The organism is Alphaproteobacteria bacterium (genome assembly GCA_024244705.1).
Classification (GTDB): domain Bacteria; phylum Pseudomonadota; class Alphaproteobacteria; order JAAEOK01; family JAAEOK01; genus JAAEOK01.
Map to the genome: position 1 here is coordinate 171,478 of JAAEOK010000098.1, position 23,110 is coordinate 194,587.

The following is a 23,110-nucleotide window of genomic DNA, read 5'->3' on the forward strand; positions in this document are numbered from 1 at the left end:
GCAAAATGAGCGACGGCGACAGTAGCAGCATATCGCGATCCAACGGAACGGTGCACGATTCGTCGATCGTGCAAACGATTTTGGAGTGGCTGCGCTTGCGGCGGCGGTCGCGCAACGGCGAAGCTTGGCGCGACACGATCGAAGAGCTGATCGATGAGCGGGAAGGCCCCCAAGCCGATATCGAGCCCGACGAACGGGTCCTTATCAAGAATATCCTCAATCTCCACGACCTGACCGTGGAGGACGTGATGTGGCCGCGGACGGACATCGTCGCCATCGATGCGGATACTTCCTTGCAGGAGACCGTGGCGATCATGGTCAAGGCCGGACACTCCCGGTGTCCGGTCTATCGCGGCGTCCTCGACGACACCATCGGGATGATTCACATCAAGGATATCGTGCCGTTCCTCACCACCGCCGAGCTGGATTTCAACCTCGCCAAATGCGTCCGCCGGGTGCTGTTCGCGGCGCCGTCGATGCGGGTCTTGGATCTCCTGCTGCAGATGCGAAACAATCATATCCACATGGCGCTGGTGGTCGACGAGTACGGCGGTATCGACGGCCTCGTGACGATCGAGGATCTGGTCGAGGAAATCGTCGGCGACATCGAGGACGAGCATGACGATCCGGATGTCCCGTTGATTTCGGTCGGCAGCGATGAAACGATCACCGCCGACGCGCGGATCACGATCGAAGAGTTTGAGAATCTCGCCGGCGCGGTGCTCAACGAAGAAGAGCGCGAGGAGTTGGATACCCTGGGCGGGCTCGTTTTCTCCCTGGCCGGGCGCGTTCCCGGCCGCGGCGAATTGATCGCCCATCCGTCCGGCCTCGAGTTCGAAATCGTCGATGCCGATCCGCGGCGGATCCGGCGCCTCCGAATTCGCAACCTGTCTGCTGCCAAGCAAACCGTTGACTGAGGCGACAGGCAAGGTGCAGGCGGTCGCCCTGCCCGCGCGCCTCGGCAATCTCGGCGGTTGGCGGCGACGCGGCGCTGCTTTGTTTCTCGGCGCGCTGATGACGGCGGCGCTGACCCCCATTCACGTGGTCGTTGTGCTTGTGCCCGCCTTCGTCGGCCTGTTGTGGCTGCTCGACGCCAGCCGGACCCCGGTTTCGGCATTCGGTGCCGGATGGTGGTTCGGCCTCGGTTATTTTGTCCTCGGCCTTTATTGGATCGCCTTCGCACTGCTGACCGACGCCGCAAAGTTCGGCTGGATGGTGCCCTTCGCGGTCTTCGGGTTGGCCGCCGGGTTCGCGATTTATACCGGCCTCGTCACCCTCCTGGTGTGGTGGAGCGGGCTTCGCGGTCTACCCCGCGTCGTCCTGCTGGCCACGGCGTGGACGCTCGCCGAATTCGTCCGCGGCCAGCTCTTCACCGGATTCCCGTGGAACCTCATGGGCCAAGTATGGGCGTTTTCCGATCAGGTCATTCAGGCAACAGCGATCGTGGGTGTCTACGGGCTCGGTTTCTTGACCGTGCTGGCGGCGGCCCTGCCGGCGCTGTGGTGGGAGTGGGAGCGCCCCGCCGCCAAGACGCTGGCTTGGGCCCTGCCCGTGGTCATCGTCGGTGTGTTGTGGATCGGCGGCAGCGCCCGGTTGGCCAATGCCGAGGTCACTCTGGTTCCCGACGTCAGACTCCGCATCGTCCAGCCGAACATAGAGCAGACCGAGAAATGGAAGCCGACGATGCGCGACAACCATCTCATCAAGACCATGCGGTTGACCGCGGGCCCCGGTTGGGATCAGGTGTCGCATGTCATCTGGCCCGAGGCCGCCATACCATTTTTCATTGCCCAGGACGACGCCCGCCGCGCCGCGCTGGCACAGGTCATTCCCGGCAATGGTTTGTTGCTGACCGGCGCCCCGCGAATCGACCAACAGGCGGCCACGGCGCGCGTATGGAACGCGCTTCATGCGATCGATCCGCAGGGCACGGTCGTCGCCACCTACGACAAGTTTCACCTCGTCCCCTTCGGCGAATATGTGCCGTTTCGTTCGGTCTTGCCGATCGACAAGATTACCGCCGGCGCCGGCGACTTCTCTGCCGGTCCCGGGGTTCGCACGCTGTCGCTGGCCGGGCTACCGCCGTTCAGCCCGCTGATTTGCTATGAGGGCATTTTTCCCGGCGCCGTCGCCGATCGATCCGATCGTCCCCAATGGCTGCTCAATGTCACCAACGACGCCTGGTTCGGCATCACCGCGGGGCCGCATCAGCATTTCGCCGCGGTGCGGCTGCGGGCGATCGAAGAAGGTTTGCCACTGGTCCGTGCAGCCAACAATGGCATCTCGGCCGTCGTCGACCCTTTCGGACGCGTCTTGGCGCGGCTCGAGCTTGGCGATGAGGGCGTGCTCGATGTCGAACTTCCGCGTCCGCTGGCCACCCCAACGCCTTTCGCCGGCTATGGAAATGGGCTCGTAGTTGGAGGGCTGGCCATTCTTGGCGTGCTGCTGCTGCTCTACGCGATTTCCACACGCCGGCGGAAATCGCAGTTGTCCTAAAGAGCTAGAAGGTACCTTTTAGATTCCGCAAAGCACGTAACGGTTGACTGACAGTTTTGTAAAAAATACAAACACTCCGTGGACTGACATTCAATGTCGAGAGAATCCAATGGCAAAACCAAAACGAGGCCGGGGTGCCCGCAAGGCACGCTACAGTAGCGAGCGGCCAAACCCGGTCGATATCCACGTCGGAGGTCGGGTTCGATTGCGTCGAACGATGCTTGGCATGAGCCAGGAAAAATTGGGCGAGGCGATCGGGCTAACCTTTCAGCAAGTTCAAAAGTATGAACGCGGCACCAATCGTATCGGGTCGAGCCGGCTCTTCGAGCTCAGCCGTGTGCTCGACGTTCCGATAACCTTCTTTTTCGACGATATGGCGCCGCAAGTCGCAAGCAAGTCGCACCGAGCCAGTGCCGGCTTGGCCGAGAAGGCCGGTCCGGCATATGAGACAGAGACCCTCGCACGGCGCGAGACTCTGGAACTCATGCGCAACTATTACCAGGTCGTCGATCCGACCGTGCGCAAGCGCATCTTCGAGCTGGTGAAAGCGTTGGCCAGGGCCACCGGCGGAAAAAAAGGGAAGAAATAGCAGAGGGGTGAGGTGACCGGCGCCTGCCGCAAGCCACCTCACCGCCAATTCGGGAAACCGCCAACCACCCCGGACCGCCGCCCGATTTCGCGGCGCACGTTCGGCGATTTGTCGCGACGGCGATGGGCGACCGGTGTCGGCCATGAAACCGACTCGAAAGCTCTTGACGTGCCAGGGGCGGGGCTGCAACAAGATCGCGCCGTTGCCGACGCCGGCTGCCCATCGCCGGACGACCGCGGCGCCAATTTGTGCCCGTTGCAAGCATCGAGAAGTTCTGTGACCAGATCCTCTTACCTGTTTACCAGCGAATCGGTTTCGGAAGGCCATCCGGATAAGGTTTGCGACCGGATATCGGATGCCATCGTCGACGCCTACCTGACGGCGGACCCGTTATCCCGTGTCGCCTGCGAGACTCTCGTCACGACCAACCGGATCGTGTTGGCCGGCGAAGTGCGTGGCCCGGATTCGGTTACCCGCGACCTCGTGGAAGATATTGCCCGGGCCAGCGTGCGCGAGATCGGCTACGAGCAGGAAGGCTTCCACTGGAAATTCGCCGAATTCGAAAACTACATCCACGCGCAATCGAGCGACATCGCCCAGGGTGTCGACGCCAGCGGCAACAAGGACGAAGGCGCCGGTGACCAGGGCATCATGTTCGGCTATGCCTGCGATGAAACCGAAGCGCTAATGCCGGCGCCGATCCACCTGGCGCACAGCATTCTGAGATCGCTGGCCGAGGCGCGTCATTCGGGCGCCGAGCCCGGCCTCGGGCCTGACGCCAAGAGTCAGGTTACGCTGCGCTATGAGAACGGCAAGCCCGCCGCCGCGGCCTCGATCGTCGTTTCGACCCAGCACGCCGAGGATCTGGATCAGGACCAGGTGCGCCAAGTCGTGCGGCCTCACGTCGAGAACGTGCTTCCCGACGGCTGGATGTGCGCCGAGGACGAGTTCTACGTCAATCCAACCGGCCGGTTCGTGATCGGCGGTCCCGACGGTGACGCCGGACTGACCGGTCGCAAGATTATCGTCGACACCTACGGCGGCGCGGCCCCTCATGGCGGCGGCGCCTTTTCGGGCAAGGACCCGACCAAGGTCGACCGCTCGGCGGCCTACGCCGCGCGGTACCTGGCCAAGAACGTCGTCGCCGCAGGCCTGGCGCGGAAATGCACGATCCAGCTATCCTACGCCATTGGCGTATCGAAGCCGCTGTCGGTCTATCTCGATACCCATGACACCGGAGAGGTCGACGAGACGAAGCTCGCCCGCACGCTGTGTGATGCCGTCGACCTTTCGCCGCGGGGGATTCGCGAGCACCTCAAACTCAGCCGCCCGATCTACGCCCGCACCTCGGCATACGGCCATTTCGGTCGCACGCCGGAGCCCGATGGCGGATTCTCCTGGGAGCGCACCGACCTCGTCGATGATTTGCGTTCTGAATTCGGCGAACGCTAGAGCCATCGCCGCGACGTCGCAGGAGCGTTCGCGCCACCGCTGATGTCCGATCAGCGCCGCCCACCCCGCGATCACGATTTTCACGGCCGCCGTCACGGCCGCCGCCTGCGGCCGAAACGCCAAGCCTTGCTTGATCGGGAATTGCCGCGATTGGCGATCACCCTGCCGCCGCGGCCGTACCTCGATCCGGCGACGTTGTTCGGAGCCTCCTGCCGCCATTTCGAGATCGAGATCGGGTTCGGCGCCGGCGAGCATCTGGTGGCGCGGGCCGAGGCCCTGCCCGCGGTCGGTTTCATCGGTTGCGAAGCCTATATCAACGGCGTAGCCCGGCTCATCGACCACATATCGGAGCGCGGCGTGACCAATATTCGCATCTGGCCGGACGATGCGCGGCGGCTGTTGCCGATGCTGGCTACGGCCTCATTCGCCCGCGCCTGCATCCTGTTCCCCGATCCGTGGCCCAAGGCCCGCCATGCCAAGCGCCGGCTGATCTCGGCCGAGACCCTGGATGCTTTGGCCCGTATTCTGGCCGACGATGGAGAACTCCGTTTGGCAAGCGACGACATGGCCTATATTCGCGCCATCCTGCTCCACCTGCGGCGCCACCCGGAATTCACCTGGTCGGCTAGCGGGCCGGCCGATTGGCGGCACCGGCCCGACGGCTGGCTGGAGACCCGCTACGAGCGCAAGGCCATCGAGCAGGGGCGCCGGACGATTTACCTCACCGCCCGCCGGGAACCCCGCCAGCCGGTGCGATAGACCTTGAAGAAACGCTTGAAATGCGTATATTCACCGGCAATCCCATAGGGTCGATCGTCATCGACCAAGAAAAACAAAGGGTGGGCCCTGGGCCCGCCTTTTTGTTTGGGAAAGCCGTAATAGGAGACCCACTTGGCGGAAGCAGCGCTTGCCGACCGCGTCGCAGACCTGATCGCCCCGTCGCTCACCGCGTTGGGTTACGCAATCGTCCGCGTACAGCTGACAGGAACCAAACGCCGGACGCTGCAGATTATGGCCGAACGCAGCGACGCACGGCAGATGACCGTCGATGATTGCGCCGAGATCAGCCGCAACGTATCGGCGATCTTGGACGTCGATGATCTCATTCACGGCTCCTACACGCTAGAGGTGAGTTCGCCCGGCATCGACCGGCCGCTGGTCAAGCCGCAGGATTACGAAACCTTCGCGGGTCATCAGGCGCGGATCGAGTTGGTCGATCAAATCGCCGGCCGGCGCCGGTTTCAAGGCCGACTGATGGGCCTCGATGCGGGAAACGTGAGAGTTGAACTGGCGGATGGGACGGTTGATCTGCCGATCGATCGAATCGCCCGTGCCAAATTGATCCTGACCGACGAATTGCTCGCCGAGTCACAGCAACAACAGAAAGATTGAACGGATAGATTATGGAAGCGACAACAGCCCTTCCCAGATTGGAACTCCTTCAGGTCGCGGACGCCGTCGCCCGCGAGAAAAGCATCGAGCGCGATGAGGTTCTGGAGGCGATGGAGCAGGCGATTCAAAAGGCGGCGCGCTCGAAATACGGCCATGAGCTGGATATCCGCGCCACCATAAACCGGCAGACCGGTGAGATCAGCCTGTTCCGCTACCGCGAGGTCGCGGAAGAGATCGAGAACGAATCGACGCAATTGACGCCCGAGGAAGCTGCCGGCATCGAGGCCGGGAAAGAGATCGGCGATTTCATCATCGACCCCTTGCCGCCCGTCGATTTCGGCCGCATCGCCGCCCAGACCGCCAAGCAGGTGATCGTGCAAAAGGTCCGAGAGGCCGAGCGCGAGCGGCAGTACGCCGAATACAAGGACCGCGTCAGCGAGATCGTAACCGGCGTCGTCAAGCGGGTCGAATTCGGCAACGTCATGGTCGACCTCGGCCGCGGCGAGGCGGTGCTCCGCCGGGAAGAGGTCATCCCACGGGAAATGCTGCGCAACGGCGATCGCGTACGCGCCTACATCTTCGATGTCCGGCGGGAGCAACGCGGGCCGCAGATTTTTCTGTCGCGGACCCACCCCGAGTTCATGTCCAAGCTGTTTGCCCTCGAGGTGCCCGAAATCTACGACAGCATCATCGAAATCCGGGCGGTCGCCCGCGACGCCGGCAGCCGCGCCAAGATCGCGGTTATCTCCAACGACGGCAGCATCGATCCCGTCGGCGCCTGCGTCGGCATGCGGGGCAGCCGCGTCCAGGCCGTGGTCGGCGAATTGCAGGGCGAAAAGATCGATATCATTCCGTGGTCGAACGACCCGGCGACGTTCGTGGTCAATGCGCTGGCCCCGGCGGAAGTGGTCAAGGTCGTGCTCGACGAGGAGGCCAATCGAATCGAAGTCGTCGTCCCCGACGATCAGCTCAGTCTGGCGATCGGCCGCAAGGGGCAAAACGTCCGCCTCGCTTCTCAGCTTTCGGGCTGGGACATCGACATCATGACCGAGGCCGAGGAATCGGAGCGGCGACAGGAAGAATTCCGCGTCCGTTCGCAACTCTTTATCGACGCGCTCGACATCGATGACGTGATCGCTCACTTGCTGGTCACCGAAGGCTTCACCTCGGTCGAGGAAGTTGCCTATGTCCCGGTCGAGGAAATGTCCAATATCGAGGGCTTCGACGAGGACGTTGCGTCGGAGCTGCGTGATCGCGCGCGGCGCTATCTCGACGAGCAGAATGCCATTTTCGAGAGCCGCCGACAGGAACTCGGTGTCAGCGACGAGTTGGCCGCCAGCGAAGGATTGACGCCGGCGATGCTGGTCGCGCTGGGAGATGCCGGCATCAAGACTCTCGATGATCTCGGCGACCTGGCGAGCGATGAATTGATTGAAGTCCTGCCCGTCGACACGGTGACCACGGAGGACGCCAACAAGATCATCATGGCCGCGCGCGCGCATTGGTTCGAGGACGATGACGAGGTTGCGGCCGAGGAGGTGGCAACCGACGCGGAGGCCCCAGCCGAGGAGGAAGAGGCATAGGGCCGCGGATCATGGCGATACCGGCGATTGATATTGCGGTTACGGAAACCGGCACGGCCGACGTGCCGGGCGAAGCCGAGCGGCGTTGTGTGGCAACCCGCAGCGTCCTGCCGAAGGGACGGCTCATCCGTCTCGTCGCCGGCCCCGGTAACGAACTTGTCCCCGATCTCGCCGAACGGCTACCCGGCCGCGGTTTGTGGATCACCTCGTCCCGCGATATAGTCACCGCTGCGACCGACCACGTCTTTTCCAAGGCGGCGCGGGCACGGGTTACGGTGCCCGATGGATTGGCCGACAGCATCGAAACCTTGCTGGCGCGGCGCTGCATCGAAACGCTCGGATTGGCCCGGCGCGCCGGGCAGGCCGTGGCCGGCTTCGAGAAGGCTCGCGAGTGGTTGCGCAATGGCCGCGGCCATGTGATTTTGGCGGCGACGGATGCGGCCGCCGGCGGACGCGAAAAGGTTGCCAGGCTGGCGCCGTCGGTACCGGTTCTGGAGGTCTTGACGCGCGACGAACTGGGGTCGGTATTTGGGCGCGACGAATCTGCTCACGCGGTCGTCTCGGCCGGTCGCTTGGCCGAGCGGCTGCTGTTCGACGGGCGGCGTCTGGCTGGATTCCGTGTGCGGACCAAAGATTAAATGAGCGAAAGATCGGACAGTAGAAGATGACAAAAGTAACAGAGAGAGACGGCAAGAAGCCGCTGACACTGTCCAAGCCGGGCAAGCTTTCGCTCAAGAAACGCGAAGAACGGACCCAGGTGGAACAGAAGTTCCCGCACGGCCGCCGCAAGACCGTCGAGGTCGAGGTGCTCAAGAAGAGGACCTTCCAACGCGACGAAGGCGGCAAGATGCGACGGGTGTCCGAGGTCGAACAACAGGCCGAATCGGCCGCCGAAAGGGCGGAGATCAAGGCCCCGGCGCGAACCTTGACCGAAAAGGAGCGCGAGGCGCGGGCGCGGGCGCTGCAAAGCGTCGGGCAGGATGGCGAGCCCGAGCGGGTACAGCACGACCTCGAGGCGGCGCGCGAGATTGAGCGCGCCGAAGGCGACCAACTGCGCAACGAAGAGGAAGAGCGCAAACGCGAAGAGGAAGAGGCGCAGCAGCGTCGCGAGGAGGAGGAGCGGCGACGGGCCGAGGAGGAGCGGCGCAAGACCGAGGCCTCGCGGCTCGCCGCCAAGGCCGAAGCGGCCGCGGCCGCACGCGGCGAAGCGGAAACCGCGGTTGCCGAGGAAGACGAGCGCAAATCCCGTGCCCGGCGCGCCGATCAGCGCCGGCAGGCACCGGCCGCGCGGCGCAACGAACCGCGTCGGCGCGACGGCAAACTCACCATCAGCCAGGCCTTGAGCCAGGAAGACGGCGCCCGCCAACGCAGCGATGCGGCGTTCCGGCGCAAACAGGAGCGCGAACGCAAACGCGCGATGGAGGAAGCCGGCTTGGCGCCGCTGAAAATTGTTCGCGAGGTGATCATCCCGGAAACGATCACGGTCCAGGAATTGGCCGGCCGGATGGCCGAGCGCGGCGCCGAAGTCGTCAAGACGCTGATGAAAATGGGTGTCATGGTGACGATCACCCAGAACATCGACGCCGACACCGCGGAGCTCGTGGCGACCGAGTTCGGTCACAACGTCAAGCGCGTCTCCGAAGCGGACGTCGAGATCGGCCTCGACGGTGCGCCCGACGACGAATTGTCGATGGAGCCGCGGGCGCCGGTCGTGACCGTCATGGGACATGTCGACCACGGCAAGACGTCGTTGCTCGATGCGCTTCGCGAGACCGACGTGGCGGGACGCGAGGCCGGCGGGATCACGCAGCACATCGGCGCCTATCAGGTGACGCTGAAGAGCGGCAGCAGGATCACCTTCCTCGACACGCCGGGTCACGAGGCTTTTACCGCGATGCGATCGCGTGGCGCGAAGGTGACCGATATCGTCGTCCTGGTCGTGGCCGCGGATGACGGTATCCAGCCGCAAACCGTGGAGGCGATCAATCACGCCCGCGCGGCCGAGGTGCCGATGATCGTCGCCATCAACAAGATGGACAAGCCCGAGGCCGACGCCAACCGCGTACGCCAGGAGTTGCTGCAGCATGAGATCGTCGTCGAGCAAATGGGCGGCGAGGTCATCGACGTCGAGGTTTCGGCGACCGAGAAAATGAATTTGGACAAGCTCGAGGAACTGATCCTGCTGCAGGCCGAGATCCTCGAACTCAGGGCCAACTCGGATCGTCCGGCGCAGGGCGTAATCATCGAAGCCAAGCTGGAACAGGGCCGCGGTCCGGTGGCCACCGTGCTGATCGAACGCGGCAAGCTGCGCGTCGGCGACATCTTCATCGCCGGCGGCGAATGGGGCCGCGTCCGGGCGCTGATCAACGACCATGGCGATCACGTCGAAGAAGCCGGCCCGGCGATGCCGGTCGAGGTTCTGGGGTTGAACGCGACGCCCTCGGCCGGCGACGATTTCGCCGTCGTCGACAGCGAGGGCCGGGCGCGTGAGATTTCCGAGTTCCGCCAACGTCAGACCAAGAATCTGAACCAGGGCGCGGGCGCCGTCAGTTCCGTCGAACAGATGTTCTCCCAAATTCAAAACGGCGCCGCCAAGGAGCTCGCCGTCGTCGTCAAGGGCGACGTCCAGGGTTCGGTCGAGGCCATTGTCGGCTCGCTCGAGCGACTGGTCGCCGACAACGAGGAACTCAATGTCCGCGTCCTGCATGCGGGGGTCGGCGGGATCAACGAATCCGACGTGTCGCTGGCCAAGGCATCGAACGGTCTGGTGATCGGGTTCAACGTGCGCGCCAATCCGCAGGCTCGTGAAGTCGCCCGGCGCGACAATCTGGACGTCCGCTACTATTCGGTCATTTACGACATCATCGATGACATCAAGGGTGTGCTCACCGGCATGCTGGCGCCGAGCAGGCGGGAAAAGACGCTTGGCAACGCCGAAATCCGCGAAGTCTTCAAGATCAGCAAGGTCGGGCGGGTGGCCGGCTGCATGGTGACCAACGGCACCGTAAAACGCGGCGCCCGGGTCCGCCTGCTGCGCGACGATGTCGTCATCCACGAAGGCGGACTGTCGACGCTGAAGCGGTTCAAGGATGACGTGCGCGAGGTCAAGGAAGGTTTCGAGTGCGGCCTTGCCTTGGAAAACTACCAGGACATCAAGGAAGGCGACATCATCGAGTGCTACGAGGTCGAGGAGGTCGCGCGCGAATTGTAACGCGCCGACAGCGTGGATCGCGATGCCGAGTTCGCACCGTCGACGTGCGAATATTCCCGCGCCACCCGAGACAAGAAACGAGGCCATTATGGGAAAAGGGCGGGCATCGGCGCCGAGCCAGCGTCAATTGCGTGTCGGCGAGGAGCTGCGCCACGTCCTGGCGCAGATTATCGGCCGCGGGATCATCCGCGACCCGGATCTGACCGGCGTCGCGATCACCGTGACCGAAGTTCGGGTCAGCCCCGATCTGCGCAATGCGACCGTTATGGTGGTTCCGCTCGGCGGCGACGAGATGGACCAGATGGTGACCGCATTGGGCCGGGCGGCGTCTTTTTTGCGGCGCGAGGTGGCCCGCGAGATCACCCTCCGCAATGTGCCGGCATTGACGTTTCAAGGCGACGCATCGTTCGACGCCGCGGCGCGGATCGACGATTTGCTGCGCCGGCCGGAAATCGCCCGCGACCTGATTGGCGTGGAAGAAGACGATGGCGCGTAGGCGTAAAGGCGACAAGATCGACGGCTGGCTGGTTATCGACAAACCGTGCGGCCTGACTTCGACGGCGGTCGTCAATCGGGTCAGGCGCCAAACCTCGGCCGCCAAGGTCGGCCACGCCGGCACCCTCGACCCGATCGGCACCGGTGTCTTGCCGCTCGCCTTCGGTGAAGCGACGAAGACGCTTCCCTATGTGGTCGATGCGGCGAAAACCTACCGGTTCACGGTGCGGTGGGGTGAGGCGCGCACCACCGACGACCGTGAGGGGGAAGTCACCGCCACCTCGCCGGAACGGCCGACGGCGGCCGAGATCGTGGCCGCATTGCCGCAATTCACCGGACTCATCGAACAGGTGCCGCCGGCCTATTCGGCGATAAAGGTCGATGGCGAGCGCGCCTACGATCTGGCTCGCGCCGACCTGGTGCCGGACTTGGCGTCACGCCCGGTGATGATCGACAGTATCGAGCTGGCGGAAACTTCCGATGCGGACCACGCGATATTTCTTGTCACCTGCGGCAAGGGTGCTTATATGCGCGGCTTGGCGCGTGACCTCGCGGTCGCGGTCGGCACGGTTGGACATGTCACGGCGTTGCGCCGGCTGTCGGTCGGGCCGTTCGACGAAAGCCTAGCGATTCCGCTGGAATGTGAAGGTGAAGTTGGGCATAGTGCGCGCCTCTTGGAGCATTTGCTCGCGGTTGAGACCGCGCTGGACGACATCCCGGCGCTGGCCGTGACCGAGAGCGAGGTGGCCCGTATCAGACGCGGGCAAGCCGTGCCGGTGGTTCGAACCGCCGACCGCGACCTCATCGGTAACCTGGACGACGGTGCGACGATTTGCGCGCTGCGCGACGGCAAGCTGGTGGCTTTGACGCGGCTCGACGGTAGGCAGATCCGACCGGTACGGGTGTTGAACCCATAGACATGGAGTTACACGATGTCGATTACCGCCGAGCGGAAGCGCGAACTCATCACCGAGTTCGGAGGCAAGGAGGGCGATACCGGTTCGCCGGAAGTTCAAGTCGCAATCCTGAGCGAGAGAATCCGCAATCTCACCAGTCATCTTGGCGACCACAAGAAGGACCATCACTCACGTCGTGGTCTCTTGATCATGGTCGGCAAGCGCCGCCGCCTACTGGACTACGTCAAGAAAAGCAATCAGGAGCGTTACCAGACCTTGATCCAGCGGCTTGGAATCCGGCGCTAAGTGCCCGCGGTCGATGAGCCCGGCGATACCGTGCTGGCCGAGGCGGGTGCTCCTGCGGAATGAAATCTGTGAATCGGTGCGGACGGCCCTGCGACGTCCGGACGGGCAATGGTGTCCGCCCGCCGCCGCACCGACAATGACCGTAGACGTCGCGCAAGGCCACGGCCCATGGGGGGCCGCGGCGAAGGAAGGAAGCAAATATGTTTACCATTCATCGTAAGGAATTGGATTGGGGCGGGCGCAAGCTGGTCCTCGAGACCGGAAAGATCGCTCGCCAGGCCGACGGCGCCGTCGTCGCCACCCTGGGCGAGACGACCGTGCTGTGCACGGCGGTCGCCCAAAGAACAGCGCGGGAGGGGATCGACTTCTTTCCCCTGACCGTCAACTACCAGGAAAAGACATTCGCCGCCGGCAAGATCCCCGGCGGCTTCTTCAAGCGCGAAGGGCGCCCGACCGAGAAGGAGACGCTGACCTCGCGACTCATCGACCGTCCGATTCGGCCGCTCTTCCACCCGAATTTCCGCAACGAGACCCAGGTCATTTGCACCACCATGAGCCATGACCTGGTCAACGACCCCGATATCGTCGCCATGGTCGGCGCCTCGGCGGCGTTGACGCTTTCGGGTATCCCCTTCATGGGCCCGATCGGCGGTGCGCGGGTCGGCTATATCGACGATGAATACGTCCTCAACCCGGCGCAGGACGAACTCGCGCAATCGGCGCTCGACTTGATCATCGCCGGAACCGAAGGCGGCGTTCTGATGGTTGAATCCGAGGCCCACGAATTGTCCGAGGAAATCATGCTGGGCGCGGTCAAGTTCGGCCATCAGCAGATGCAGCCGGTAATCCAGGCAATCGTCGAGCTGGCTGAAATGGCGGCCAAGGAACCGTGGCAGGTTCCAGAAGCGGCTCCCGATACGGAGACCGTGGCGGCGCGCCTCAAGGAAATCGCCGAGGCGCCGCTGCGCGAGGCCTATGGCGAGACCGTCAAGCTGGATCGCCAGGAAAAGGTCGCCGCCGTCAAGGCCGAGGCGGTGAGTGCACTGACCGAGGACGGCTTCGACGAATCCCTCGTCTCGGGCCAGTTCAAGCGGCTCGAAAAATCGATTGTGCGCGGCAATATCCTCGACACCCGCCACCGCATCGACGGCCGCGATACGAGCACCGTGCGACCGATTGTCAGCGAGGTCGGCATCCTGCCCCGTGCCCATGGCAGCGCGCTGTTCACCCGCGGCGAAACTCAGGCCGTCGTTACCGCCACCCTTGGCACCGGCCAGGACGAGCAGATCATCGACGCGCTCGAGGGGGAATATCGGGAGCATTTCATGCTGCACTACAACTTCCCGCCCTATTCGGTCGGTGAAGCAAGCTTCCTGCGCTCCCCGGGTCGCCGCGAAATCGGCCACGGCAAGCTGGCGTGGCGGGCGGTGCGGCCGGTGATGCCGTCGAAGGAAGACTTCCCCTATACCGTTCGCGTGGTGTCCGAGATCACCGAATCCAATGGCTCGTCTTCGATGGCCACGGTGTGCGGAACCTCGCTCGCGTTGATGGACGCAGGCGTGCCGCTGCCGCGGCCAATCGCCGGCATCGCCATGGGGCTGATCAAGGAGGAAAACGACTTCGCCGTGCTGTCGGACATCCTCGGCGACGAGGATCATCTCGGCGACATGGACTTCAAGGTCGCCGGTACCGAGAACGGCGTAACTTCGCTGCAGATGGACATCAAGATTACCGGGATCACCGAGGAAATCATGGGTGTCGCACTCAACCAGGCGAAAGACGGGCGGCTCCATATCCTCGCCGAGATGGCCAAGGCGCTGACCAGGGCGCGCGAGGGAGTCAGCGACCACGCGCCGCGGATCACCACCATCAACATCCCGATCGACAAGATCCGCGAGGTCATCGGACCGGGCGGCAAGATGATCCGCGAAATCGTCGCCGAAACCGGCGCCAAGATCGATATCGAGGACGATGGCACGGTCAAGGTGGCGGCGGTCGACGAGAACGCGAGCCGTGCCGCGATCGAGCGTATTCGCGAGATCACGGCCGAACCGGAAATCGGCGTCATCTACACCGGCAAGGTCGTCAAGATCGTCGATTTCGGCGCCTTCGTGAATTTCCTCGGCGCCAAGGACGGCCTCGTTCACATCAGCGAATTGGCCGATTACCGTGTCAGCAAGGTCACCGACATCGTCCAGGAAGGGGCCGAGGTCAAGGTCAAGGTCCTCGACCTCGACGACCGCGGCAAGGTCCGCCTCAGCATGCGTGTCGTCGACCAGGAGACCGGCGAGGACATCAGCGACAAGGTCAAGCCGAAGCGGCCCGCCAAGGCCGCCAACGAGTAGCGTGACAAGGTGGGGCGGCTTTCAGCCGCCCCGGTCCCTTCCGCCGTCTTGATTGCATCCATGATCGCTCTTCCGCGCGTGATCGGCCATCGGGGCTGCGCCGGAACGGCGCCCGAGAACACACTCGCCGGACTGCGCCGAGCGCGGGACCTGGGCTGCACCTGGGTCGAGTTCGATGCCCGCATCGCGGCCGATGGCACAGCCGTATTGATGCACGACGCGACCGTCGACCGCACCACCGACGGCAAGGGCGCGGTCGCCGACAAGACGGCTGCCGACCTGGCGCGACTCGATGCCGGGTCGTGGTTTGGCCACGGCTTCGCCGGCGAATCCCCACCATCCCTCGAGGCCGTGCTGGCCCACTGCATGGCGCTTGGTCTCGGCGCCGATATAGAAGTCAAGGCCGACCGCCGGGGGCCGGGCCGCGATCGCCGCGCGGCGGTCGCTGCGGTGGCGCGGGCGATCGCTGCCAGCGGCGCGCGGGACACAATGCCAATATTGCTCTCGAGCTTCGACGTCGAGGTGATTTCCTGGGCCCGGCGCTTGCTGCCGCAACTGCCCCGCATGCTGGCGGCGGGGTCGCCGGGCGGTGAATCGCTCCCTACCGCGCAGAGGCTTGATTGCATGGCCATCGCCTGCAATGCGGAGCGCGCGCGGCCCGATGATGTCAACCGGATCCGGGCCGCGGGCCTGGCCGTCGTGACCTATACGGTAAACCAGGCCGCGCGGGCGACGGCCCTCTATGCCATCGGCGTCGACGCCATCGTCAGCGACCACCCGGACCGCATCGGCGGCGCAGGGTGATCTCGACGGATCGCGGGAATGAACGGCGTCGCGTCAACGAACGGCGGCCCTTGCCCCGGCTTCCTATGCCTCTGATTTCCGCGCGTTGATGCGGTCGGGCGAAGGGATGGCGATGGCATGGAAGCCGCAATCGACATGGTGGACCTCACCGGTAACGCCGCGCGACAGATCGGAGGCCAAATAGAGGCCCGCGGCGCCGATGTCCTCGAGGGTGGCGTTGCGTTCCATCGGGGATTGGTCGGCGGTCCAGCGATAGACGAAGCGGGCATCGGCGATCGCCGATCCGGCGAGCGTGCGCACCGGCCCGGCAGAGATCGCGTTGACTCGGATCCCCTGCGGTCCGAGGTCGTTGGCGAGGTAGCGTACGCTGGATTCGAGCGCCGCCTTGGCCACCCCCATCACGTTGTAGTTCGGGGTGACCCGTTCGGCGCCGAGATAGGTCAAGGTGATGAGACTGCCCCCGCTGTCCATGACCGAGCGCGCGGCGCGGGCGACGGCGGTAAAGGAATAGCAGGAGATCTGCAAGGTACGGGTGAAATTGGCCTTGGTCGTGTCGAGGTAGGCACCCTTGAGCCCGGCCTTATCGGAATAGGCGATCGCGTGGACGATGAAATCGAGCTGGCCCCACTGCGCGGCCACGGCATCGACCGCGCCCTGGATCTCGTCGTCCTTCTCGACGTCGCACTTGACGACGATTTCGGCGCCCACCGATTCGGCGAGCGGGCGAACCCGCTTGACGAAGGCGTCGTCCTGGTAGGTAAAGGCCAGGGTGGCGCCGGCCTCGCTGAGCGCACTGGCGATGCCCCAGGCGATCGACCGGTCATTGGCGACGCCCATCACGACGCCACGCTTTCCGGCCATCAGGCCCTGGACATTGCTCATCAAAGATTCCTCAGGCATCAAATTTCTTGAACACCAGCGAAGCGTTTGTCCCGCCGAATCCGAACGAGTTGGTCATCACGCAGTTGAGATCGACATTGTCTTCGACCTCGCGCACGATCGGCATGCCCTCGGCCGCCGGATCCAGGTTCTCGATGTTGGCGGACGCGGCAACGAAACCGCGCTCCATCATCAGCAGCGAGTAGATCGCCTCATGGACACCGGTCGCGCCCTGGGAATGGCCGGCCAGCGACTTGGTCGACGAGATTCGCGGGACGTTGTCGCCGAAAACTTCGCGGACCGCGTCGAGTTCGACGATATCGCCGACCGGGGTCGACGTACCGTGGGCATTGATATAGCCGACCGGTGTATTGCCGATGCCCTGCACCGCCATCCGCATGCACCGCACCGCACCCTCGCCCGACGGCGCGACCATGTCGACGCCGTCGGAGGTGGCGCCGTAGCCGACCAGCTCGCCATAGATCTTGGCGCCGCGGGCGCGGGCATGCTCCAGCTCCTCCAGCACGACGGCACCGCCGCCGCCCGAAATGACGAAGCCGTCACGGTCGCGATCATACGCGCGTGACGCGCGGTCCGGGGTGTCGTTGTACTTGCTCGACAACGCTCCCATCGCGTCGAAGAGCACGGTCAGGGTCCAGTGCAATTCCTCTCCCCCGCCGGCGAAAACGATGTCCTGTTTGCCGAGTTGGATCAACTCTGCGCCGTTGCCGATGCAATGCGCCGAGGTCGAACATGCCGACGAGATCGAATAGCTCAGCCCCTTGATATGATAAGCGGTCGACAAATTGGCCGAGTTGGTCGAGCACATTGTCCGCGGCACCATATAGGGCCCGACCCGCCGCGGACCTTTCTCGCGGGTGATGTCCGCGGCCGCCACCTGGTTCGATGTCGACGGCCCCCCGGAGCCCATGACCAGCCCGGTGCGCTCGTTGGAGATGTCGTCCTGTTCGAGGCCCGCATCGGCGATCGCCTCTTCCATCGCGATATAGTTGTAGGCTGCGCCGTCGCCCATGAACCGTCGCAGCTTGCGGTCGACGGCGGCCTCGAGATCGACGTCGATCGAGCCATGGACGTGGCTGCGGAACCCAAGTTCTTTGTAGGTCTCGCAGAATTCGATGCCCGACCGGCCCGCTTTGAGCGACTCGACAACCTCATTCTTGTTGTTGCCGAGGCTCGAGACGATTCCCAAGCCGGTCACGACGACTCGCCGCATGCCTCGGGCCCCTATGCCGTATTGGACGAGAACAAGCCGACTTTAAGGTCGTTGGCCTCATAGATCGGCTTGCCATCCACGGTCATGATGCCATCGGCGATGCCCATGACCAAACGGCGCATGACGACGCGCTTGAGGTTGAGGTGATAGCTGATGAGTTTGGCCCCGGGTTCCACCATGCCGGTGAATTTCACGTGACCGACACCCAACGCCCGGCCCTTGCCCGGCGCTCCGAGCCAGCCGAGAAAGAAACCGACGAGTTGCCACAGCGCATCGAGACCGAGGCATCCCGGCATGACGGGATCACCTTCGAAATGACAACGGAAGAACCAGAGGTCATCCTTGATGTCCATTTCGGCAACGACTTCGCCCTTGTCGTGCTGGCCGCCTTTGTCGACGATCTTGGTGATGCGATCGAACATCAACATCGGCGGCAAAGGCAGCTGCGCATTGCCCGGCCCGAACAGCTTGCCGTGCGCGCAAGCGATCAGATCGTCATAGCTAAAGCTGTGTTTCCGTTTCGCCAAACCAGACCCCGCAAAATGCCTGCGCCGTGCCGATCCGCCAATCAGAGAAATGTGGCCGGCACGGCCTTGCTGTCGTCCACGCGCGGACTATAGCACAAGCGGCGGCCACGCAAACCATAGCGATCAGCCACCCCTGTCATCGATTTTGCACGCTCCCCGTCATGCATCCGCAACGTGTATTCAACAATTTTAGGCATTCAAAAAAAATGCCGAGCCCATTGAGTTCATGCTTTTCCATCGCAGCAGCCGTCCCTATATTGCAAGTGATGAGCAGCAAACGGCCCTATACCGATTCCGTCAACCGGCTGCGCGAAGCCGGCCTGCGGCCGACCCGACAGCGCCTCGCCCTGGCCCGGCTGTTGTACGACGGTGGCGACCGGCACGTTACCGCGGAGCAACTTCATGATGAGGCGATGCGCTCGAAGGTGCGCGTGTCGTTGGCGACGGTCTACAACACCCTGCACCAGTTTTGCACCGCGGGCCTGTTGCGGGAAGTGGTGGTCGAGCCTGGCCGATCCTATTTCGATACCAATACCAGCGATCATCATCATTTCCTCAATCAGAGCAATGGGGCGCTGTGGGATATTCCTGCCGATGCGCTACGCATCAACTCCTTGCCCGATGCGCCGGATGGCGCCGAAATCGATCGCGTCGATATCATTATCCGCTTGCGCGACGCCTAACCGATCAAAGTCAGTTCTATCGAGCCTTCAATAGTTTAGAACAATTCTAATCTATTGACAGCGCGCGCGCGCACGGTCATATTAGGGTCGAGCCGCCGCAACGACGGCCCACTGCATCGCGACAACCTGATTATCGAGGAGGAGATCATGGCTGACCTTAGCGGGTCCAAGACCGAAGAAAACCTCAAGGCGGCATTCGCCGGCGAATCGATGGCCAACCGCCGTTATCTCTATTTTGCCCAGAAAGCCGACATCGAGGGATACAACGACGTTGCCGCCGTGTTCCGGTCGACCGCCGAAGGCGAAACCGGCCACGCGCATGGCCACTTGGAATATCTCGAGGCGGTCGGCGACCCGGCCACCGGAGAGCCGATCGGCGGTACCGACCTCAACCTGAAGGCGGCGATCGTTGGCGAAACCCATGAATACACCGACATGTATCCGGGTATGGCGCGGACCGCCCGTGACGAAGGTTTCGACGAAATCGCGGACTGGTTCGAGACCCTGGCCAAGGCCGAGAAATCCCACGCCGGACGCTTTACCAAGGCGTTGAACGACCTCGACTAACGGCACTCGAAACCGCATGACCGATGGCGTCAGGGGATCCGGCCGCGGATCCCCGGGCGACGTTAGAGCACTATATGTCGGCGATCCGGAGGGGACATGAGCGAGGGCAGCCTCGAGGCACCAATCCGCCATCCCATCGATTGGAACGACCCGGATTTCTATGATGCGGAAAAGCTCGACGCCGAGATGCGCCGGGTCTTCGACATCTGCCACGGCTGCCGGCGCTGTTTCAATCTGTGCGATTCGTTCCCGCGCCTGTTCGACCTGATCGACGAATCGGCGACCGAGGAAGTCGACGCCGTCGCCAGCGCCGACTTCAAGCCCGTCGTAGATGCGTGCACGCTGTGCGACATGTGCTTCATGACCAAGTGCCCCTACGTGCCGCCCCACGAGTTCGACCTCGACTTCCCCCACCTGATGTTGCGCTACCGTGCCGTCGAAGCACGCAACGGCCAGGTCCCGTGGGCGGAGAACCAGCTCATACAAACCGACCGCAACGGCAAACTCGCGCGCCATGCCGCGGGGCTCGCCAACTGGGCCTCGGACACCGGCAACAAGACGACGCGCGGCGCGCTCGAGGCGGTCGCCAAGGTCGATCGGCAGGCCCATTTGCCGCCGTTCCACAGCAAGACCTTCGCCATGCAGGCGCGCGACTCCCGGCTCGACATCAAAACCGAAGCGCCGGCCCATGGCCGCAAGGCGGTGCTCTACGCGACCTGTTTCGTCAATTACAACAATCCCTCGATCGGGATGGCGACGCGAGCGGTCTTGGCCCGCAACGGGGTCGAGACCGAAGTCGTCTACCCGCGCTGCTGCGGCATGCCGCAACTCGAAAAAGGCCAGCTCGACAAGGTCGCGGCCAACGCCAAGGCAATAGCGGCGGAGATGTCCGGCTGGATCGACCGCGGCTACGACGTCGTGGCGCTCGTGCCGTCATGCGCCCTGATGCTGAAATTCGAGTGGCCGCTGATCGTCCCCGACGATGACGACATCAAGAAATTGTCCGAGCACACCTACGATGTCAGCCAGTACGTCGTCGATATCGCGAAGAAGGCGGGCCTGGCAGAGGGTCTGAAGCCGCTCGACGGCGGCGTCACCCTGCACATCGCCTGCCACGCGCGAGCCCAGAACATGGGCCAAAAGGCGGCCGAGATGCTGCGCCTTCTGCCCGACCCCGACCTCCAGGTCATCGAACGCTGCTCCGGCCATGGCGGCTCGTGGGGCATCATGAAGGGCAACTTCGAGACCGCGCTCAAGATCGGCAAGCCGGTCGCCCGTGACGCGCGCAAGGCGGACAAGACCTATGTCGTCTCGGAGTGCCCGCTGGCCGGGGCTCACGTCCTGCAGGGGATGGAACGGCTCGACGGCGAGGGCGCGGTGCCGGATCATGCGCCGCATCCGATCGAGCTCTTCGCCAAGGCCTATGGGATCGAGGTCTAGAACCAAGTCCGTCGGCTGCTGCGAAGCGCGGACCGGCACGGTCGAGGGTTACGGAAGAATATGATGGCGGCGAAAACCGAGATCACGCGAGACGACATCATGGCGGTCGAGGACTACGCCCGCGAACGCAGGCAGCGGCGGACACGGGTGGCGGCGATCAAGAAGGACCGCCGCATGGATGTCGGGCCCTATGCCAGTTTCTATTTCGAGAACTACGAAACGATGTGGCATCAGATCCACGAGATGCTGTACATCGAACGCGGCGGCGCGGAGCAGGTCGAAGACGAGTTGCGGGCCTACAACCCATTGATCCCCAAGGGGCGCGAGTTGGTCGCCACCATCATGTTCGAGATCCCCGACGAGACCCTGCGGCGTTCGATCCTGGCCCGTCTCGGCGGCGTCGAGGATACGATCTTCATCGCCCTCGGCGACGACACCATCGCCGCCCGGCCCGAGGCCGACGTCGACCGCACGACCGCCGACGGCAAGGCGTCGTCGGTGCAATTCGTCCATTTCCCCTTCACCGGCGAACAGGTCGCCCGTTTCACCGAACCGGCAACCCAGGTAATCGTCGGCATAAAGCATCCGAATTATGCCCACATGGCGGTCATGCCCGATAACGTTCGGGCTGCGCTGTCCGAGGATTTCGACTGACGTGAAAAGCCGCGGGTGGCGGTGCTCGGTAGCGAGGTTCGCCGATGAATGCAAAATCCAAGACCACGACCATCCCCCTCGAATCCGGCGCCAAGAAGATCGAGCTCCATTGTTTCGACAACCCGGCCTCGCGTTCGATCGCTCGCGGTATCGTCAGCGGCGAAACCTACCCGCCGGTCGACTTCCTGACCAAGATTCGGACCGTCGTCGACGTGGGCGCGAATATCGGCAGCGCAGCGCTTTATTTCGGCTTGAGATACCCGAAGGCCAGGGTCGTCGCCCTCGAACCGGGCGGCGAGGCGTTCGAACTGCTGGCCCGGAATGCGCGGCAATTGCCGAACGTCGATGCATTCAACATCGGCCTTTATTCCGAGGACAGAACGGCGCGGCTCTATTCGGGTGCGGTCGACAGCGTCACCGCATCGGTTGGCGACAGCGTCCTCAATACGCGGCATTCGGAGACCATCAACCTCCGCCGCGCCAGCGACTGGATGGGCGAAAACGATATCGACACCATCGACATCTTGAAGATCGACACCGAGGGCTGCGAGGTGCCGATCCTGCGCTCGCTGGAGGCGTGGCTACCGCGGGTCAAGGTCCTCTATGTCGAATATCATAGCGAAGACGACCGCTTGGCGATCGACACCATCATGCGGCGGACCCATCTCCTGTTCGCCGGCACCATCGCTGCCGTTCATCGCGGCGAGTTCACCTATGTCGCCGAGCGGGCCTTTCCTTCCCGCCGCGACCGCGACCGCCAACGCATTACCGTCGATCTCGCATGAGCGCGGTGGACCCGGCCGATGCCGCCGCGTAGCCGGCGGCCAAGCAAAAAGGGCGCCATGTCGGCGAGGTGATCGCGTGCCGTGCCGGCATGATCACGCCCGCCCGGATGCGGCTATGGCTCGGCGCGGCCCTGCGCCGAGGCGAGTGCGTACGTCGCGCCGGAAGCGTCCCCGACCGGCACCTCGTAGAGGACGAAATCGGTGCGCGCGGCGAAACGGTCGTAGAGCCGCCGCGCCGCTTGGTTGGATTCATGGCCGAGCCAGCGCACGTTGCGACAGCCATGCGCGCCGGCAACTTCGAGCACCGCCGCGACCAGCCGCCCGCCGATGCCGCGGCCGCGGGACGACGGGGCGACATAGAGATCGCTGAGGTAACACGACATCGATCCGGCGAGCGAGCGGTACATTAGCTGGTAGTGGACGATACCGACGATTTCGCCGGCACTGTCAACGGCGACCAGCGCTTTCAGCGAAGCCCGGCGGTCGGCGATCCACGCCCACGTCGTCTCGATGGTCGCCGTGCCCAGGTCGAGGCCGTAGGTCCGGCCGTGAGCCATTAGAAGGGCCGCCCAGCGCGGACGGTCGGCGAGCGCGATCGGCCGGATGCTGATGTCGTCTGATGCTGTCATGGGACCCTCCCTGGCGTCGCGCCGGAGGTTGGGTCGCGCAAAAAAAATCGCCGGGTCCGAACCTCCGGCGATGCTTGAGACCTAGTTGTCGTAGAAAAGAGCGATCACATAGGCAAGCCCGCCGTCCTGTCGGGACGGCGTCG

23 protein-coding genes are annotated in these 23,110 nt (G+C 63.8%); 19 read left to right on the top strand and 4 right to left on the bottom strand.

The window, feature by feature from the left end; genetic code table 11:
- The first annotated feature begins 5 nt into the window (after positions 1 to 5).
- The 14 genes from GY791_18810 (at position 6) to GY791_18875 (ending at position 15,569) form a co-directional block, all read left to right on the top strand.
- On the top strand, positions 6 to 917 hold the full coding sequence (locus GY791_18810) for an HlyC/CorC family transporter (protein ID MCP4330479.1): 912 nt from the start codon (positions 6 to 8) through the stop codon (positions 915 to 917).
- Positions 847 to 2,496 (top strand): apolipoprotein N-acyltransferase, encoded by a 1,650-nt coding sequence (gene lnt, locus GY791_18815; protein MCP4330480.1) that lies wholly within the window; start codon positions 847 to 849, stop codon positions 2,494 to 2,496. The genes GY791_18810 and lnt overlap by 71 nt, the downstream gene beginning before the upstream one ends.
- 109 nt (positions 2,497 to 2,605) lie before the next feature.
- Positions 2,606 to 3,085, top strand: a complete 480-nt coding sequence (locus GY791_18820; protein ID MCP4330481.1) for a helix-turn-helix transcriptional regulator — start codon at positions 2,606 to 2,608, stop codon at positions 3,083 to 3,085.
- A gap of 276 nt (positions 3,086 to 3,361) precedes the next feature.
- A complete protein-coding gene (locus GY791_18825; protein ID MCP4330482.1) occupies positions 3,362 to 4,537 on the top strand; it encodes a methionine adenosyltransferase in 1,176 nt (391 codons plus the stop codon).
- 42 nt (positions 4,538 to 4,579) lie between these two features.
- Positions 4,580 to 5,296, top strand: coding sequence for a tRNA (guanosine(46)-N7)-methyltransferase TrmB (gene trmB, locus GY791_18830; protein MCP4330483.1), 717 nt, complete (start codon positions 4,580 to 4,582; stop codon positions 5,294 to 5,296).
- A gap of 132 nt (positions 5,297 to 5,428) precedes the next feature.
- On the top strand, positions 5,429 to 5,929 hold the full coding sequence (rimP, locus tag GY791_18835) for a ribosome maturation factor RimP (GenBank protein MCP4330484.1): 501 nt from the start codon (positions 5,429 to 5,431) through the stop codon (positions 5,927 to 5,929).
- 11 nt (positions 5,930 to 5,940) lie between these two features.
- On the top strand, positions 5,941 to 7,512 hold the full coding sequence (gene nusA, locus GY791_18840; GenBank protein MCP4330485.1) for a transcription termination/antitermination protein NusA: 1,572 nt from the start codon (positions 5,941 to 5,943) through the stop codon (positions 7,510 to 7,512).
- A gap of 11 nt (positions 7,513 to 7,523) precedes the next feature.
- Positions 7,524 to 8,150, top strand: a complete 627-nt coding sequence (locus GY791_18845; protein ID MCP4330486.1) for an RNA-binding protein — start codon at positions 7,524 to 7,526, stop codon at positions 8,148 to 8,150.
- 26 nt (positions 8,151 to 8,176) lie between these two features.
- Positions 8,177 to 10,723, top strand: a complete 2,547-nt coding sequence (gene infB, locus GY791_18850) for a translation initiation factor IF-2 (GenBank protein MCP4330487.1) — start codon at positions 8,177 to 8,179, stop codon at positions 10,721 to 10,723.
- A gap of 88 nt (positions 10,724 to 10,811) precedes the next feature.
- On the top strand, positions 10,812 to 11,219 hold the full coding sequence (gene rbfA / locus GY791_18855; protein ID MCP4330488.1) for a 30S ribosome-binding factor RbfA: 408 nt from the start codon (positions 10,812 to 10,814) through the stop codon (positions 11,217 to 11,219).
- Positions 11,209 to 12,135: a tRNA pseudouridine(55) synthase TruB gene (gene truB / locus GY791_18860; GenBank protein ID MCP4330489.1), complete on the top strand. Its 927-nt coding sequence runs from the start codon at positions 11,209 to 11,211 to the stop codon at positions 12,133 to 12,135. The genes rbfA and truB overlap by 11 nt, the downstream gene beginning before the upstream one ends.
- Before the next feature lie 15 nt (positions 12,136 to 12,150).
- Complete coding sequence (gene rpsO / locus GY791_18865; protein ID MCP4330490.1) at positions 12,151 to 12,420, top strand: 30S ribosomal protein S15; 270 nt, start codon at positions 12,151 to 12,153, stop codon at positions 12,418 to 12,420.
- Positions 12,421 to 12,620: 200 nt separating this feature from the next.
- The gene (gene pnp, locus GY791_18870; protein MCP4330491.1) at positions 12,621 to 14,765 is read left to right on the top strand and encodes a polyribonucleotide nucleotidyltransferase; all 2,145 of its coding nucleotides are present in this window, start codon (positions 12,621 to 12,623) and stop codon (positions 14,763 to 14,765) included.
- 60 nt (positions 14,766 to 14,825) lie between these two features.
- Entirely contained in the window at positions 14,826 to 15,569 is a 744-nt protein-coding gene (locus GY791_18875) for a glycerophosphodiester phosphodiesterase (protein MCP4330492.1), read from the top strand.
- A gap of 63 nt (positions 15,570 to 15,632) precedes the next feature.
- Here the strand turns inward: GY791_18875 and GY791_18880 are convergent, their stop codons facing one another.
- Genes GY791_18880 through fabA form a run of 3 tightly spaced genes read right to left on the bottom strand, consistent with a single transcriptional unit; the run spans position 15,633 to position 18,209 of the window.
- Entirely contained in the window at positions 15,633 to 16,451 is an 819-nt protein-coding gene (locus tag GY791_18880) for an SDR family oxidoreductase (protein ID MCP4330493.1), read from the bottom strand.
- Between the two features lie 10 nt (positions 16,452 to 16,461).
- Positions 16,462 to 17,682 (bottom strand): beta-ketoacyl-ACP synthase I, encoded by a 1,221-nt coding sequence (gene fabB / locus GY791_18885; protein MCP4330494.1) that lies wholly within the window; start codon positions 17,680 to 17,682, stop codon positions 16,462 to 16,464.
- An 11-nt stretch (positions 17,683 to 17,693) separates the two neighbouring features.
- Positions 17,694 to 18,209: a 3-hydroxyacyl-[acyl-carrier-protein] dehydratase FabA gene (fabA, locus tag GY791_18890; GenBank protein ID MCP4330495.1), complete on the bottom strand. Its 516-nt coding sequence runs from the start codon at positions 18,207 to 18,209 to the stop codon at positions 17,694 to 17,696.
- Between the two features lie 266 nt (positions 18,210 to 18,475).
- Between fabA and GY791_18895 the strand changes: the two genes are divergently transcribed.
- The 5 genes from GY791_18895 (at position 18,476) to GY791_18915 (ending at position 22,338) form a co-directional block, all read left to right on the top strand.
- Entirely contained in the window at positions 18,476 to 18,892 is a 417-nt protein-coding gene (locus GY791_18895; GenBank protein ID MCP4330496.1) for a transcriptional repressor, read from the top strand.
- A gap of 147 nt (positions 18,893 to 19,039) precedes the next feature.
- Complete coding sequence (locus GY791_18900) at positions 19,040 to 19,459, top strand: rubrerythrin (GenBank protein MCP4330497.1); 420 nt, start codon at positions 19,040 to 19,042, stop codon at positions 19,457 to 19,459.
- Positions 19,460 to 19,555: 96 nt separating this feature from the next.
- Positions 19,556 to 20,899, top strand: a complete 1,344-nt coding sequence (locus GY791_18905) for a glycerol-3-phosphate dehydrogenase (protein ID MCP4330498.1) — start codon at positions 19,556 to 19,558, stop codon at positions 20,897 to 20,899.
- 63 nt (positions 20,900 to 20,962) lie between these two features.
- On the top strand, positions 20,963 to 21,553 hold the full coding sequence (locus tag GY791_18910; protein ID MCP4330499.1) for a DUF3501 family protein: 591 nt from the start codon (positions 20,963 to 20,965) through the stop codon (positions 21,551 to 21,553).
- Between the two features lie 44 nt (positions 21,554 to 21,597).
- A complete protein-coding gene (locus GY791_18915; protein ID MCP4330500.1) occupies positions 21,598 to 22,338 on the top strand; it encodes an FkbM family methyltransferase in 741 nt (246 codons plus the stop codon).
- 113 nt (positions 22,339 to 22,451) lie between these two features.
- Here GY791_18915 and GY791_18920 read toward each other — a convergent pair whose 3' ends face one another.
- Positions 22,452 to 22,967, bottom strand: coding sequence for a GNAT family N-acetyltransferase (locus GY791_18920; GenBank protein ID MCP4330501.1), 516 nt, complete (start codon positions 22,965 to 22,967; stop codon positions 22,452 to 22,454).
- Between the last annotated feature and the right edge of the window lie 143 nt (positions 22,968 to 23,110).

Bases quoted from the DNA above. Each gene is read 5' to 3' on its own strand.
- GY791_18810 (MCP4330479.1), top strand. From the start codon at position 6: ATGAGCGACGGCGACAGTAGCAGCATATCGCGATCCAACGGAACGGTG.
- lnt (MCP4330480.1), top strand. From the start codon at position 847: ATGCCGATCCGCGGCGGATCCGGCGCCTCCGAATTCGCAACCTGTCTG.
- GY791_18820 (MCP4330481.1), top strand. From the start codon at position 2,606: ATGGCAAAACCAAAACGAGGCCGGGGTGCCCGCAAGGCACGCTACAGT.
- trmB (MCP4330483.1), top strand. From the start codon at position 4,580: ATGTCCGATCAGCGCCGCCCACCCCGCGATCACGATTTTCACGGCCGC.
- nusA (MCP4330485.1), top strand. From the start codon at position 5,941: ATGGAAGCGACAACAGCCCTTCCCAGATTGGAACTCCTTCAGGTCGCG.
- GY791_18845 (MCP4330486.1), top strand. From the start codon at position 7,524: ATGGCGATACCGGCGATTGATATTGCGGTTACGGAAACCGGCACGGCC.
- infB (MCP4330487.1), top strand. From the start codon at position 8,177: ATGACAAAAGTAACAGAGAGAGACGGCAAGAAGCCGCTGACACTGTCC.
- rbfA (MCP4330488.1), top strand. From the start codon at position 10,812: ATGGGAAAAGGGCGGGCATCGGCGCCGAGCCAGCGTCAATTGCGTGTC.
- truB (MCP4330489.1), top strand. From the start codon at position 11,209: ATGGCGCGTAGGCGTAAAGGCGACAAGATCGACGGCTGGCTGGTTATC.
- rpsO (MCP4330490.1), top strand. From the start codon at position 12,151: ATGTCGATTACCGCCGAGCGGAAGCGCGAACTCATCACCGAGTTCGGA.
- pnp (MCP4330491.1), top strand. From the start codon at position 12,621: ATGTTTACCATTCATCGTAAGGAATTGGATTGGGGCGGGCGCAAGCTG.
- GY791_18875 (MCP4330492.1), top strand. From the start codon at position 14,826: ATGATCGCTCTTCCGCGCGTGATCGGCCATCGGGGCTGCGCCGGAACG.
- GY791_18880 (MCP4330493.1), bottom strand. From the start codon at position 16,451: ATGAGCAATGTCCAGGGCCTGATGGCCGGAAAGCGTGGCGTCGTGATG.
- fabB (MCP4330494.1), bottom strand. From the start codon at position 17,682: ATGCGGCGAGTCGTCGTGACCGGCTTGGGAATCGTCTCGAGCCTCGGC.
- GY791_18895 (MCP4330496.1), top strand. From the start codon at position 18,476: ATGAGCAGCAAACGGCCCTATACCGATTCCGTCAACCGGCTGCGCGAA.
- GY791_18900 (MCP4330497.1), top strand. From the start codon at position 19,040: ATGGCTGACCTTAGCGGGTCCAAGACCGAAGAAAACCTCAAGGCGGCA.
- GY791_18905 (MCP4330498.1), top strand. From the start codon at position 19,556: ATGAGCGAGGGCAGCCTCGAGGCACCAATCCGCCATCCCATCGATTGG.
- GY791_18910 (MCP4330499.1), top strand. From the start codon at position 20,963: ATGGCGGCGAAAACCGAGATCACGCGAGACGACATCATGGCGGTCGAG.
- GY791_18915 (MCP4330500.1), top strand. From the start codon at position 21,598: ATGAATGCAAAATCCAAGACCACGACCATCCCCCTCGAATCCGGCGCC.
- GY791_18920 (MCP4330501.1), bottom strand. From the start codon at position 22,967: ATGACAGCATCAGACGACATCAGCATCCGGCCGATCGCGCTCGCCGAC.